16 protein-coding genes are annotated in these 14630 nt (G+C 38.9%); 6 read left to right on the forward strand and 10 right to left on the reverse strand.

Translation table 11 applies throughout. The features are described from left to right. The first annotated feature begins 2 nt into the window (after positions 1-2). The 3 genes from UN64_RS12665 to UN64_RS12675 all read left to right on the forward strand — a co-directional run bounded on the left by UN64_RS12665 (position 3) and on the right by UN64_RS12675 (position 3542). The gene (locus UN64_RS12665; protein WP_077363208.1) at positions 3-1217 is read left to right on the forward strand and encodes a DUF58 domain-containing protein; all 1215 of its coding nucleotides are present in this window, start codon (positions 3-5) and stop codon (positions 1215-1217) included. Continuing rightward, positions 1211-2419, forward strand: a complete 1209-nt coding sequence (locus UN64_RS12670; RefSeq protein ID WP_077363210.1) for a DUF4129 domain-containing protein — start codon at positions 1211-1213, stop codon at positions 2417-2419. Before UN64_RS12665 ends, UN64_RS12670 begins: the two co-directional genes overlap by 7 nt. 190 nt (positions 2420-2609) lie before the next feature. Beyond that, on the forward strand, positions 2610-3542 hold the full coding sequence (locus UN64_RS12675; RefSeq protein ID WP_077363787.1) for an ATP-grasp domain-containing protein: 933 nt from the start codon (positions 2610-2612) through the stop codon (positions 3540-3542). A 120-nt stretch (positions 3543-3662) separates the two neighbouring features. Here the strand turns inward: UN64_RS12675 and UN64_RS12680 are convergent, their stop codons facing one another. The 8 genes from UN64_RS12680 to UN64_RS12720 all read right to left on the reverse strand — a co-directional run bounded on the left by UN64_RS12680 (position 3663) and on the right by UN64_RS12720 (position 9403). Then, entirely contained in the window at positions 3663-4586 is a 924-nt protein-coding gene (locus tag UN64_RS12680) for a DNA-3-methyladenine glycosylase family protein (protein ID WP_171978894.1), read from the reverse strand. 32 nt (positions 4587-4618) lie between these two features. After that, positions 4619-4813 carry a YtzI protein gene (gene ytzI / locus UN64_RS12685; RefSeq protein WP_139343096.1) on the reverse strand — a complete coding sequence of 65 codons (195 nt, stop codon included), beginning with the start codon at positions 4811-4813 and terminating at the stop codon, positions 4619-4621. Between the two features lie 106 nt (positions 4814-4919). Continuing rightward, positions 4920-5531, reverse strand: coding sequence for a nitroreductase family protein (locus tag UN64_RS12690; RefSeq protein ID WP_077363216.1), 612 nt, complete (start codon positions 5529-5531; stop codon positions 4920-4922). A 93-nt stretch (positions 5532-5624) separates the two neighbouring features. Then, positions 5625-6269: an FMN-dependent NADH-azoreductase gene (locus tag UN64_RS12695; protein ID WP_077363218.1), complete on the reverse strand. Its 645-nt coding sequence runs from the start codon at positions 6267-6269 to the stop codon at positions 5625-5627. A gap of 217 nt (positions 6270-6486) precedes the next feature. Next, a complete protein-coding gene (locus UN64_RS12700; protein ID WP_171978895.1) occupies positions 6487-7044 on the reverse strand; it encodes a DJ-1/PfpI family protein in 558 nt (185 codons plus the stop codon). Between the two features lie 181 nt (positions 7045-7225). Further along, positions 7226-8467, reverse strand: coding sequence for an MFS transporter (locus UN64_RS12705; RefSeq protein ID WP_077363222.1), 1242 nt, complete (start codon positions 8465-8467; stop codon positions 7226-7228). A gap of 423 nt (positions 8468-8890) precedes the next feature. Beyond that, positions 8891-9103, reverse strand: coding sequence for a hypothetical protein (locus tag UN64_RS12715; RefSeq protein ID WP_077363226.1), 213 nt, complete (start codon positions 9101-9103; stop codon positions 8891-8893). 75 nt (positions 9104-9178) lie between these two features. Then, positions 9179-9403 (reverse strand): hypothetical protein, encoded by a 225-nt coding sequence (locus tag UN64_RS12720; protein ID WP_077363228.1) that lies wholly within the window; start codon positions 9401-9403, stop codon positions 9179-9181. 340 nt (positions 9404-9743) lie between these two features. Between UN64_RS12720 and UN64_RS12725 the strand changes: the two genes are divergently transcribed. From UN64_RS12725 to wrbA, 3 genes are all read left to right on the forward strand, one after another. Further along, entirely contained in the window at positions 9744-10409 is a 666-nt protein-coding gene (locus UN64_RS12725; RefSeq protein WP_077363230.1) for a phosphatase PAP2 family protein, read from the forward strand. A gap of 125 nt (positions 10410-10534) precedes the next feature. Then, positions 10535-10987: a hypothetical protein gene (locus UN64_RS12730; RefSeq protein ID WP_077363232.1), complete on the forward strand. Its 453-nt coding sequence runs from the start codon at positions 10535-10537 to the stop codon at positions 10985-10987. A gap of 96 nt (positions 10988-11083) precedes the next feature. Continuing rightward, positions 11084-11710, forward strand: coding sequence for an NAD(P)H:quinone oxidoreductase (wrbA, locus tag UN64_RS12735; protein WP_077363234.1), 627 nt, complete (start codon positions 11084-11086; stop codon positions 11708-11710). Positions 11711-11771: 61 nt separating this feature from the next. Here the strand turns inward: wrbA and copZ are convergent, their stop codons facing one another. Next, positions 11772-11981, reverse strand: coding sequence for a copper chaperone CopZ (gene copZ / locus UN64_RS12740; protein WP_077363236.1), 210 nt, complete (start codon positions 11979-11981; stop codon positions 11772-11774). A gap of 246 nt (positions 11982-12227) precedes the next feature. Then, positions 12228-14624, reverse strand: coding sequence for a heavy metal translocating P-type ATPase (locus UN64_RS12745; RefSeq protein WP_077363238.1), 2397 nt, complete (start codon positions 14622-14624; stop codon positions 12228-12230). Positions 14625-14630: the final 6 nt, after the last annotated feature.

The raw sequence follows: 14630 nt of genomic DNA on the forward strand, positions 1-14630 counted from the left end.
TCATGCAGTGGAGTAATCAGATCTGGATCAAGCCGATCTTTAAAGCGCTTGTTTTATTCAGTCCGTTAATTCTCGTAATTGGATTTTACCGAAATATATCCTTTCTTTTTGTTTTAGGTCTGGTCATTATATTTTTGTATGGTGCAACGTTATTACAATTTAAATCAGCAGCTCAAGATTTAAAACTGGATTCAAACAAGCAGATTTACCGTCTGTTTCCTGGAGATTCAGATGAATTTTATATAAAACTGCTTCATACGGGAAGATGGCCATCATTTAGAGGTGAGCTATTTTTATCTCATCGAGATGTTATTAACGAAACGAACAAAGATGACGTGGTGAGTTCAAAAGGAAGAATTGAGCTTAAAAGACCTTTTGCAATTTATAGAAAAACAGCATTTACTCAAACGATTCCCTTTACAGCTAAAAAAAGAGGAACTACTAGAATTGCAAACCTTACTCTGCAAATCCAAGATCCGCTTCAAACTAGTGGTCAGGCTCTAGCATTTCAAGAACTGTTTCCAGCTGAGATTATTGTTTATCCTAAACCTCTTCCTGTTCACAAGATTGAACACCTTTTCCATCAAGGAAGTGGTGAAGCAGCACGTCCCTTTGCATTGTTTGAGAATGTCTCGCTGCCTGCCGGAAACCGGGATTATGCGTATGGCGATTCTTTTCATAAACTGCACTGGAAAGCGACGGCTAGAACAGGAACTCTTCAAACAAAAGTTTTTGAAAAAACGGTAGTCTATCATTGGACATTCGTTTATACCATTTTGCCTGATCATAAAGATATGAAATCTTCTGAGCAGATGGAAAATGAAATAAGTTACCTTGCTTATATGTGCCAATTCGCAGTCGAGAAGAACATTCCGTTTGAAGTCTATATCAATTTTAAAGTACCGGGTCCATTAGGAATGTATCATGTAACAACGGGAAGCGGCCCGCAGCACTTAAGTAAAGTATTAGAAGGACTCGCCCGAATTGACCGCTCAAATGTTACTGTAAAACCGACCATTATGTGGACAAAAATGAATCGTAACTTTTCTGCGACTGCTCCTTTTATAATTCTTCTTGGGGCTATACCACATGAATCGAACACTCAATTTCTTACGAATAAATGGATTAAGTCCGGCGGTAAGATCTTTATAGTAAATCAAACCGGAACGGATGCATACTTGATGCCTTTCACTTCTAAGGAGGTCGTTCCATGTTAAACCAGAAATTGATTTTATATGGAATGAACTTGCTATTTGATGCCATGCTTCTCTTTTTATTTTATGTTCTTCTTCAACAAGGACGCTCCTGGCTGGATCTAGCCTTATACGCAGCAGCATTGCTGCCTATTATTGCTGTAAGTGGAGCTTTATATATTTACAAAACCAGCCTATTTAAACTTACATTGGTATTTACAGTTCTTATTGCCACCTTGTCATTTTGGTTTTTAACATCCTCTATCCTTTTTTCTTCAATCCTTGCTGTAATCATTGCTTGGAGAAGTTCAGAAAATTGGCAGGATCCGTTTAAAACTGACTTAGAAATCATCTTATCGGTTAGTGCGGTTTTTGCACTTTTACTTTCTTTCTTTTTCAAGGATGGATTCACAGTCATGTATGGAGCAGTCTGGCTTCAATTCATGCTCATGCTTGCCATAAAAATGACTGTACATTATTTTAAGAATGCAGATGGGGAGAAAGTATGGAGAGACTTTTCTGTTCCACTTTTCCTCGTTGCATTGAGCGGTGTCGTTTTTGCCTTGTTAGGACCTCTTAAACAAATGATCTACTGGGTTTTAGATGGTGTTCTTTTCTTGATGTATTACATTGTGGCAGTCCCTTTATGGAAATTATTTAGTTTGCTGGCTATACCAATTGCTTATTTAATGAAACTCTTTAAAAAAGATGATGAAGATGGTAATTCAGAAGTGGGGATAGCCGAAGAGATTCTCGAACAAAAGCCGCAAGAATTCGTAAATGATTACTCACTTCTTTGGTGGACTGCTGCTGCCTTACTTGTGCTAATAATAGTCATATATATTTGGAGAAAAAAATTATTGTTTAATCTAAGAGCAGACGCAGCTTTAACGGGTAATGTGTCAGCATTAACCAGCTCAGACTTCAACGGATCTGCTTTTGGAAAGAGAAGATGGCTTCAGCCAAAAGAAAGAACGAGAAAAAAGTTTTTGCACTTTGAAAAAACGATGGATAAACGAGGGTATGGGCGTATGCCTGGAGAGTCAGCTCCTTTATGGTTTGAACGCCTAAAGCTTTCTGGTGATGATGCCGAATCCGTATTACAAGCTTATGAAAAAGTGCGTTATGGCGAGGAAGAAATAACAAATGATGAATTCAGCCATTACGCAAAAGCAATTAAGAGCTTCGAAAAATCAGAGCACCTTCAGAAAAAGAAGTCTAAATAAGGCTTGTTTTCTTTATAGAAACTGTTTTCGTTAACTCTGTTGCTTTTGGAAGTGGTTGATTTGCACTCCAAACAACTAGCTAAGAAGCGACTGTACAAAAACCATCTGTATTTCTTTTCATTCTAAACCTCCTATATTAGACTAGGTATATAGAGACACTCGGATTTAAGTGTTAAGGAGGATTACAATGATTCCAAAAATATATGTTATCCACGAAAATAGTGAATGGACTGCACCTTTATTTCAGCGCTTTGAAGAATTAGGTCTACCATATGAAGACTGGCACATGTCAAAAGGTTATATTGATTTAACACAAGCTCCTCCCGAAGGCGTTTTTTATAATCGTATGAGTGCTTCTTCTCATACACGTGGCCATCGTTATGCCCCTGAATATACAGCTTCTGTATTAGCATGGCTTGAAAGCTACGGCAGAAAAGTGTTCAATAACAGCCGGGCACTTCAGCTTGAGATCAGCAAAGTAAATCAATACAGTGCTTTGAAAGCTTTTGATATTCCTGTACCTCGTACGATTGCGGCTTATGGAAAAGAAGAACTTTTAAAGGCCGCAGCCCACTTTGATGGTCCATTTATTACAAAGCATAACAGAGCTGGCAAAGGGCTTGGGGTGCAATTGTTTCAAACAAAAGCGGCTCTCGGGAATTACGTGAACGGGGACACTTTTGATGAGTCCATAGATGGTATTACGCTGCTTCAGGATTATATCGAAGCACCTGAACCTTTTATCGTACGCTGCGAATTTATAGGCGGGAAATTTCTATATGCGGTAAAAGTGGATACTTCTGAAGGGTTTGAACTTTGTCCAGCTGACGCCTGCCAGATTGGGGATCAATTTTGTCCTATTACCGATCAGCCCCAAGAACCAGAACCAAAGTTTAAGATTCTAGAAGACTTTAACCTTCCTTACAAATCAAACTTTGAGTCATTCTTAAAAGCCAACGGAATCACATTCGCCGGGATTGAAATCATTACCGATAAATCCGGAAACGTATATGCGTATGATGTAAATACGAACACGAATTACAACCGTGAAGCAGAAGAGAAAGCCGGCATATTCGGCATGAAAGCCATCGCAGAGTTTTTAGGGAAAGAATTGAACAATTGATGCGGTTGATATTGCTCCAAATGCTCGCTATCGTATTAGAACTTTAAATATTTTTTATTTGTAAAAATAAAAAATTGGGGCTGCCAAAAGTAAGTTTAACTTACTTTTGGATTAGCCCCGTTAAGTATGATCAACAACCTCTGGTGTTTGATTCAAGCTTTCCCATAAATAATAGGTTATGTAAGTTCTCCACGGTTTCCAATCTTCAGCTAAAAGCCTCACTTCATCTTCAGTAGGCTGATTTTCAAGGTTCCAGACATTACGAACAGCATTCCTTAAACCGATGTCTGCAGCAGGAAGAATGTCTGGTCTCCCCATCCCAAAGATCAACAGACATTCAATCGTCCATTTCCCTATTCCTCTGATTGGTAGTAGAATCTGAATAATCTCCTCATCCGATTTATCCCATAAAGCTTCTAAGTCCAGTTTGGCATCTGTTATCATTCGTGCAAGGTCTATAATATATTCGGCTTTCCGCTGACTGAACTGAAGTTCGCGCAAATCGTCATAAAATAATTTTGCAGTACTTTCAGGCGAAGGAAAGATTTGAAAGACATTCCCTTCTACCTCTATTTCTTTTCCTGCAAGTTTAATCAGCCGGTCTGTTAATGTACCTGCAAACGTTAAGTTTACCTGCTGGCCGATTATAATTTTAATAATTGCTTCAAATAGATCAGTTTCGGTTAACAGCTTCAAACCTTTAAAACGGTTAAGCACCGAATCTAATTCTTTATGATTTGAAAAATGGTCATAGAGCGGTGACAGATCCAGTTCTGTAGAAAAGAGCTGTTGAATCTTTATCTTTGCTTTTGATTCTGAAACTTTTCCGTCTATCGGAATAACCTGACATGAAAGAAGCGGTTTTTCAACAGAACCTTCTGAGTTGATTTTTAAATAGCAAGATACGTTTTCAATATGTACAATTTTTTCATACTGTGTAAAATCCTCAGAGAGTTTTAACACATGTGTCTTTCCGGTGACTGTTAAACGCTTCATCATTTTTTGAAAATCAAATGGCGGCTTAGGTGAAATCGTAAAATTCATACTTCGCTCCATCTCCTCTAAGACTTTCTAGGCTATTTGTTGGTCTCTTCTGGTTCTCTTTGATCCGTATTCGTTTTTTCATTACTATTTTTTAAGTATGGGTTGTCTTCAAGTTTGTCTATCGTATGTTTGTATGAATATCCCTTTGTTATCGCAGCTGCAAAAATTATGATTACAAACACAATAATCACAAGTGAGATGAGTATTGAAATCGTTAATTTACTCATAAGTGCTCCTTTTGCAAAAAATTGACTTAATACTTGTATAATAGCATATTCTGCAAACAAAAAAGCAGCCTAAGCCATGGATATGACTATAGACTGCTTGTACGTTTTAAAGTTTTTCTTCGTATTTTTCATGCATGATTAAACGGTTAACATCAAATCGTTCTGTAGGCTTTGCTGGGCCGTCTGCGTAACCTAAAGTAATCATCATTACAGGAATGAATCGCTCAGGAATACCTAATGCAGGCAAAATAGCTTCGTGATCAAAGCCTGTCATCGGACATGAATCAATACCTAGCGCTTTTGCAGCGAGCATAAGCTGCATTGCACCAAGTGAAGCGTTCTTAAGGGCTTCTCTCTCCCCTAATGGACGGCCTTGAGAATATGCGCTTTTAATGTTCTTAAGCAGTATATTTCGCGCTTCTTCAGGTGCTTTTTCAAATACTTCTGCAGCCACTTTATCCGCTTCAGTGTCACCTAGGACGATCACAACTGCAGATGCATCAAGAACATGTTTTTGATTGTAGGCAATCGGAAACAATTTCTCTTTTTGTTCTTGTGAAGTAACCACAATAAACCGCCAGTGTTGAAGATTCCATGCAGATGGAGCCTTTCCTGCCATCTCCAAAATTTTATGAAGAGTCTCGTTAGGAATCTCTTTATCCTTTTGATACAGTCTTACAGATGCTCTTTCTTCCATTACTTTAAAAGTTTCGTTCATTCTTTCTCCACTCCTTAAAACAGTAAAAGGTGTCTAAATTTCAGACACCTTTTTTATATTTCCTCTTAAAACGGTTCGTTATAAGTGTTAAATTTATGCGTTTCTTTTAGCAGATACTAATTCTTTTGCTAGTTCTGATGCAGTTTCTCTTGCTGCATCAAGGATATCTTCAGCACGATCTGGTGCTGCTGCCATTCCTTCTGTATATACATGATGGTAATCTGTAATGCCGATAAATGCCATTACCCCTTGAAGGTAGCCATTTGTAAATTCGAAGCTTTGCGCAGGTCCTTCAGAGTATACTCCGCCTCGTGATTGAATGTGTACAGCTGTTTTTTCTCCAAGAAGTCCTTGTGGTCCGTTTTCTGTGTATTTAAAAGTCTTTCCGGCCATTACAACATTATCGATATAAGCTTTAAGCATTGGAGGATAGCTCAAGTTCCACATAGGTGTGTTGAAAACATACATATCAGCTGAAAGGAATTGCTCTAAAATTTCACCCATACGAGTTGTTTTCTCTACCTGTGATGGAGATAGTTCAAGACCAGCAGCTAATTTTCCCCAAGCGTCTAAAACATCTGCATCGATTAACGGAATATTTTCTTCATAAAGATTAACGGTTTCAACCTCAATGTTTTCACTTTGATTTGAAAGTTCGTTCAAGAAATGGCGTCCTAAACGAAGTCCGAATGATTGATCTAAAGGCTTTGGATTTGAGTTGATGTAAAGTACTTTCATGAGTAGTTCTCTCCTTTGAGGTATTGTTTATTTGTATTTTTAAGTAATTTTATAAATCAACTTCTCTTTAGTAAGTTAATTCTTTTTATATCTTAAAAGCTTAACTTACTTTTGTCAAGTGATGAACTTTTATTTATTATCAAAATCTTAGTTAGTAATAATTCCCAATAAAAAACGCTCTCCAGTTTTAAACCAGAGAGCGAAAAGGGGAGCGCAGTTAAAAAGAACTTGTTCCTTTAAAAAAGTTATATTCCTCGAGGCCGTCAAAGCATTGCAAACGGTCCCCTATCGTTAACCCAAAGTCAATATAAGCATGACTTTTGGCAGTTAATAAGTTTTTGTCTTCCACGATCTGTTTAGACACATAAGTGCCATTCAGCCAGTTTGCTGTCTTTGCAAATTCCTCTTCACGCAAGGAAACAGTATACGATCTTCCGTTAAGGATGCCAGCTCTTCCTAAAATGGCAGCTCCGTTACCGATCGTAGCAATCTTAATTCCCTCACGATCAAATACTTGAAGAAGATGCAAAAGCCTCGGATTACCTTGAGTAAAAGCTTGTTTCCCACCTGGGATAATAAGCATTTCATAATCCATAGGGCTTATATTTTTCATTTTGATCGTTGGCTGCATCATTAAACCGCATTCACTAGTAACTGTTCCCGGTAAAAGCGAAAAAGGGAGCACTTCATATTTCTTACCTATAATAGATAAAGTTGTCATGATCTCCACTTCTCTAAATTGTGGATATAAATAGACAAGTACTTTCTTTTTCACATCATTCACCCGTTCCTGTTACCATTTTCCCCGTCTTTCGTTTGAAAGTGGGTATAATCTTATTTTAACAGGGAGTCGGCTAGCTTTGTATTGGGAAAATTGAAGGAGAACATGTGCTTTCTTTTTAGTATAAAACAAGCAGTTTTCCCAACTTATGATGGTATGAAGTCTCCGAAAACCATCAATTTGCTTGTTGAAAAGCATCTGAATGTCTGTCTGTACGTAATACTTTTCGGTTAGTAACCGCAATAATAAATGAGAAGAAAAACATAGCGCTTACCAGCATGTAGGTTGCTCGAATTCCGTATTCTTCAGCAAACCAGCCAAGCACTAAAGTAGCAATACCAAATGTACCATATACGAGTGTGCCATGTGACGCAAATACCTTAGCAAGCTGTTTATCTCTACAGGTTTGCTGAATCAGTGTATTTTGTGAAACATCTCTTGCCATTTGAGGAAATCCGAAAATAAACGATACCAATAATGCCGCCCATGCAGACGAAGTAAGTCCAAACCATACATTCAATCCAAGCAAACATAAGGTGGAAGTCATAATAATGGATCCTAAATGCGGCTCCATTTTTTTCGAGAATCTGTAAACGACAATACCCGCAACCATCATACCTGCAAAAAACGCAGCATTAATATATCCCCACCACTCTTCGCCTTTACCAATAGCAGTATCTACATACACATACAAAATGGCTGCGATCCATACCCCATGACCGAAATTTTCTAAGACATCCATCAGAGTAAGTGTTGTCAGCTTTCTTGATTGAAAAATAAGATGCCAGCCTTCACGAATGGTGTTCCATTTTGAATCACTTTTTTGTTCCTTGTTGTCTTCTTCTTTAATTTGAATCTTCGCAGTTAAAATAGAAGAGATGAAAACTAGACCAAACGTAAGCCACAGCATATTCTGTTCTCCCCATACCACTAAAAGGATACTTCCTAATGGCCAAGAAAGCAGCATCGATGTTTGATTTGTAATACTAATAAAGCCGTTTGCTTTTACAAGCTCTTCTTCTTTAACTAAATCCGGAATCATAGAACGGCGTGCTGGACTTCCGATTCCTTCAAGCATCGAAATAATGATTATTAATATGTATAAAAGGATATAAGTCAATGGAGTATCAATTCCATAGTTGGCCAGCAAACAAAGGAATAACAAAAGGAGAGTCTTAGCGGCCAAAGTTGCTGTCAGCAAGGTAGATCTTCTGTACTTTTCGATGAATAGCGGAGCAATAAACCCAGAAACCAATAAGGACATCGTTTTCGCAAAAGGAATCATTGCCATATGGAGGATAGATCCCGTTTCTTTATAGACAAGAGTAATCAAACATATGATATAAAGAATATCCCCTAAATTCCCTAATGCTTGACCGCTCCATAAAAAATGAAATGAACGTTTTGCTTTAATCAATGACGGGCACCATCCTTATTATGGTAATAACTATATTTAATGATAGCATACGAAAATGAGGGACCGCTTTTTTTGTGCTCGGATTCTTTGGTGGTCATTTTCTGAAGAGGAATGATCTTGCCGATCGAGCCTAAATCCTCCCGAGCGCGCATATATCTCCCTGAACGCGCATAAATCTCCCCGAGCGCGCATATATCTTCCCGAGCGCGCATAAATCTTCCTGAGCGCGCATAAATCCTCCTGAACGCGCATAAATCTCCCTAACCGCTCGTAAATCTCAATAACCGCTCGTAAATCTCAATAACCGCTCGTAAATCTCAATAACCGCTCGTAAATCTCAATAACCGCTCGTCCAGCAAGTATAAATCTTGCTGGACAAGCAAAAACTGACTCATATCCTCATGAGTCAGCTCTAAATTCCGTTTATTTATGCCCTTTTCCTTTTGTAAGATGGCACGCTACGCCTTTTCCCATTGCACCTGGTTTTGACATTCGTTCTATATAATCGAGTCCTCTTGCACATTGCGTTTTGCAGGCAATGCACGTTTCACTTGTGACCATCTTCAGCGTGTGCTGATATTTGTTTATTGCACTATCATATTTATTAACTTTCTTTTTTGCACTTTTTTTCGCCATATTTGAGCCCTCCCCCTGAATCCTAAACCATTGTATGTAGGAAGGTGGGCTTTTGACATTAGCAAAATAAAAAAACTACCCGATATACAGGTAGTCCTCGTCAAATTCCAGTTTAAATTCTACAGCGTTACGAACAGCAAGCGAATAAATATAATCGCTGTCAAACTTATCATATGACAGCAAAAACTCATGCAAAGGCATATTATACTTGTTCCATACCACTTCCATGAGCCACTTCTGGCTAATCTCAAAGAACTCGCCATTATAGCGGTTAACCTTAATGGTATTGCCTACATACATCCATAACACTCCCTTTCAAAGAGGTTAATTATGCATTAGGTCTACACGGTTGTACCTTCATTATAAGACTTTTGTCAGAAAAGTCAAAATTATTTTTTGTACTTTAAACGGATAGAATTACTACTTGTCGCAAATAGTGGAAACCCTTTTTAGAGCCTTACTGGGAACACTACAAATAGAGTCAAAAAAGCTGAAAAATTTTTATGAAAATACGCCTCAATTCCTATGACAAAACAACCATATTATGGTAATGTCTAAAAGGTATATTAAAAACGTGTAAAACATTGTTAAACGGGTATAGAATTAAAAGCTGATGATATAGACAAAGGAGTAGTTCGTATTGCGCATCGTAAAAGAAAATATTTTAGCATTATGTCTTCTCCTCTCTATCCCTTTGCTGAATATCATCTATCAGGTATTAAATGATGGGGAACGTGGAGCGAGACAACTCATTACCGCAGTAGATCATCAAATACCATTTGTAGAAATTTTTGTAGTACCCTATCTCTTATGGTATGCGTTTATCTTTTTAATGTTGGTTTATTTCTGTATATATGACAGAGCTATTTATTACCGGACATTATTGAGTTTTTGTGTAGGTATGCTGGTTTGCTATGTTATTTATTTCTTTTTCCAAACAACAGTTCCCCGTCCAGAGCTGATGGGAAATGGGATATTAACGAGTATGGTCAAATACGTATATGGAGCGGATCAGCCTTTCAACTGCTTCCCGAGTATTCATGTATTAAGCAGTTATTTAATGATTTTGGGCATACGCCATAGCAAACTTTGGACCATAAAAAAAGATATGATCGTTTCAACCATCGCATACAGTATTATCTTATCGACCCTTTTTGTTAAACAACACGTTGTATTGGATGTAGTTGCTGGTGTGTTATTAGGAAGCTTGTTATTTAAGCTGTTTTATTACCTGGAAGCTGAAACAGTGTTTAGCTTTTTTAAACGCATGTTTAAAACCAAACTTCAAAGCTCGGAAAAAAGTTAATTCAGAAAAAAGAACTGCAGCTCGTTTGCGGTTCTTTTTTTTTGCGTAAAAATACGGATTTTATTTAGTTATGCATAACAAGTAAAAATAAAAAATAGAAATAAAGTGGGAAGGAGTGATAGCCAATGAGCAATAATCAAAATGAATTTGAAGAACAAGTACGCGCTCAAAACATGCACCAAACATGTCGGCATCATATGTATTACCATGTGATTGTTAAAACAAACGATGGTCAGCAAACTGAAGGAATCATAACCGATCTAGACAAGAAAAATGTGTATATGCTTGTCCCACAGGACATGATGCCAGCAGATGAACAAGAAAGTCCACAAATAGCTCAGGGACAAGGAACAAGCCAGCAAGCTGCTGGACCGCAGCAGACTATGCAGCAGCAAGGTACTCAGCAGCAAAATCAGCGTCAATGGTATGGAAGACCGCGCTACAGGAGATTCTACCGTCAGATCTTTCCGCTGGCAACACTTGCAGCTTTGTCTCTTTATCCTTATTATCCACCTTATCCATACCCGCCCTATCCGTATCCTTATTACCCATATCCATATCCCTATCCCTATTATTAAAAAATGACCGCCTGAACACTCAGGCGGATTTTTATGATTTCCAAAACGAAAAATCGGGAAGAGTATTAAAGTCATAACTTTAAAGGAGGAAACATTTTGGCTAATATTTTGGTTGTATATTACAGTTCATATGGACATATTTATGAGATGGCCCTCGCGGCTTCTGAAGGAGTTAAGCAAGTAGATGGAACTGAAGTGAAAGTCGTAAAAGTTCCTGAGTTTGAAGTGACAAAACAATATATGTCTCAGCAGGACGCTTATGTAAAAGCGCAAGAAGCACAGTCTGATATTCCTGAAGTAACTTTGGATGATTTGAAATGGGCTGATGGAATTGTTTGGGGCATCCCGACTCGATACGGCATGATGCCAGCACAAATCAAACAGCTATTAGATTCTGCCGGTGGTCTTTGGGCTAATGGTGATCTTGAAGGCAAAGCAACCGCTGTTATTACAAGCTCAAACACGATACATGGAGGACAGGAATCTACGGCCATTACTTCTTTCGTTCCCCTTATGCACTTTGGAATGATTTATGTTGGCCTGCCTTATGGTGAGAATCCTGAGCAGATGACAGCAGATGGCATCGGCGGTTCACCGTATGCGGCTTCAACCGTTGCAGGAGCTGACGGAAGTAAACAGCCTGTTGATGCAGAGAAAAAAATGGCTTCTCGTTTAGGAGCTCGTGTAGCGAAAGTAGCCAAAGCATTAAAGGGAAATATTTAAATTTGGACAACCTATCACTTCATAAAAAAAGCCTCCCGGAACGTTGGGAGGCTTTTCATATTTATGCTTTTACGTCATATCCTTGTTCTTCAATCGCTTCACGCATCTGTGAATCAGACACTTTTGATTCATCGACTTCTACATCTACCGTTCCTGTTTCAAGGTGTACAGTAACATTCTTTACCCCGTCAAGTTCTGTTAATGCGTTTGTTACCGCACTTTTGCAATGTCCACAAGTCATACCTTCTACTTTTAATGTTTTCTTTTCCATCATTTATTCCTCCTGTTTTTTAGTTTGGCTGTTTTCGCAAATCATGTTGTCTTTAAAGTAGTTAATTTCCGCTGCAGTGCTCGCTTTCCGCAGGGCGTGCGGTGAGCCCCCTCTGTACTGCGTACATTGAGTGGTCTCACCTGCCCCGCTCGTCCTGCAGGAGTCTCGCCCTTCCGCTCCAATTAACTATTCAATGATGAACTTTTGAAAGTCTCTCAGTAGCAACATTTTTTTAGAAAAGTGCCTTTAGTTAAGTTTTATTCTTTTTAATCGTAATGCATTTGAAACTACGGATACTGAGCTGAACGCCATTGCGGCTCCTGCTACCCAAGGCTCCAGCAATCCGAAGGCAGCAATTGGAATACCGGCAGTATTATAAAACAATGCCCAGAATAAGTTCTGTCTGATGTTTCTCATCGTTTTTCGGCTTAATTCGATCGCCTTTGGAATATGATTCAAATCCCCGCCGACAAGGGTAACATCTGCGGCTTCAATCGCTACATCAGTGCCTGTTCCGATTGCCATCCCAATATCCGCGGTAGCAAGGGCTGGCGCATCATTGATGCCGTCACCAACCATGGCAACTTTTTTTCCTTGTTTCTGAAGCTCTTTGACTTTGTTCGCTTTTTCTTCTGGAAGTACTTCTGCAAAAACACCTTGGATACCTACTTGTTTTGCTATTGCTTGGGCTGTTCTTTCATTGTCACCAGTGATCATATATACATCAATACCCATATTAAACAAACGTTTAATCGCTTCTTTAGATGAATCCTTCACCGTGTCTGCTACTGCAATGATGCTTACCAGCTCACCATCTGCTGCAGCAAGCATAGCTGTTTTCCCTTCAGATTCAAGGTTACTCATGGTTTCTTCATGCTGATCAAAAGAAACAGCTTTTTCTTTCATCAGCTTTCGTGTCCCGACAAGAATGTTTTTCCCATTCACAACAGCTTCAATTCCGTGTCCTGGAATAGCTGAAAAGGATTCTGCATCCAACGATTCAATCTCATTATTCTTTCCATATTCAACAATAGCTTCTGCCAATGGATGTTCCGAATTTTTCTCAGCTGAAATCACTTCCGCTAAAAATCCTTCTTTTAATTCAATGACGTCTGTTACTTCGGGCTTTCCTTTTGTAACCGTACCCGTTTTATCTAGAAGAACAGCATTGATTTTGTGTGCCCCTTCCAGGTACTCTCCGCCTTTAAAAAGGATTCCCTGTTCAGCACCTTTACCTGTTCCAACCATGATGGAAGTAGGCGTTGCGAGCCCAAGTGCACAAGGACATGCGATTACTAAGATAGCAATAGCAACTTCAAGAGCTTGTGGCAGGTCTCCAGGCGAAACAAAGAAATACCACACAAGGAATGCAATGATCGAAATACCGACGACAATCGGTACAAAAATCCCGGAGATATAGTCAGCCATTCTTTGAATCGGTGCCTTAGATCCTTGGGCTTCTTCTACGATTTTAATAATGCCGGCAAGTGCCGTTTCTTTTCCTACTTTTTGTGCTTCCATCCGAAGTGTCCCATTTTTGTTGATAGTTGAGCCGATAACCGGGTCACCTTCTGTTTTTTCAACAGGGATGGATTCTCCGGTAATCATACTTTCATCTACAGATGAGTTACCTGAAATAACCTTGCCGTCTACGGGAATCTTTTCGCCTGGTTTTACAATTAATATATCACCAGCAGCAACTTGATCTAAAGGAATCTTAACTTCTTGGCCATCCCGGATAATAGTTGCTTCCTTTGCCTGGAGATTCAATAGTTTTGAAATGGCTTCTGTCGTCCGCCCTTTAGCAAGTGTCTCAAAATATTTACCCACAAGAATCAATGTGATGAGCACAGCACTCGTTTCAAAATATAGCTGCGGCATATAATCAGGGCTGCCGATTGTCTTAAATGCTTCAGCAACACTATAAAAGAATGCTGCTGATGTACCCAATGCAACGAGTACATCCATATTGGCACTCTTATTACGAAGCGCACGATATGCCCCAACGTAGAATTGACCGCCTATATAAAACTGAACAATAGATGCCAGCACTAACTGAAACCAAGGATTCATTAAAAGATGGGGCATCGGGAGTCCTGTATCCCAAGGCATGTGAGCCAGCATCGTATAGAGAAGCGGGAGGGATAAAACAATAGAAAGAATCAGTTTTCTTTTCTTAGAAGTGATTTCTTCTTCTTTCTTTGACTTTTTTGTTTCCCTGTCTTGCTTAATCGAACCTTTGTAACCCAGCTTCTCAATTTTTGATAACATATCTTCTATTGATACAACAGCAGGGTTATACTCTACCGTACCAGTTTCACCTGTCAGGTTAACAGAGGCTATAGAGATACCTTCCATCCGGTTGAGACTTTTTTCAATACGAGTTGAACAAGCTGCACATGTCATACCTGAGATATCAAGTTCCACCTTCTCCTTCGTCACTCCATACCCCAGCTTTTCAATTTTTTGTTCTATATCTGTGAGTGTTGTTACATCTGGATCATATTTTACTGAGGCTTTTTCCATGGCTAAGTTAACGTTTGCGTCAACACCATCCATTTTGTTTAAAACTTTTTCAATTCGTACTGCACATGCTGAACATGTCATTCCAGTTATATCTAAATTCGTTTCCTTTTGGCTCATGGTATT

The sequence above is a fragment of the Fictibacillus arsenicus genome, from assembly GCF_001999465.1.
Taxonomy (GTDB): domain Bacteria; phylum Bacillota; class Bacilli; order Bacillales; family Fictibacillaceae; genus Fictibacillus; species Fictibacillus arsenicus.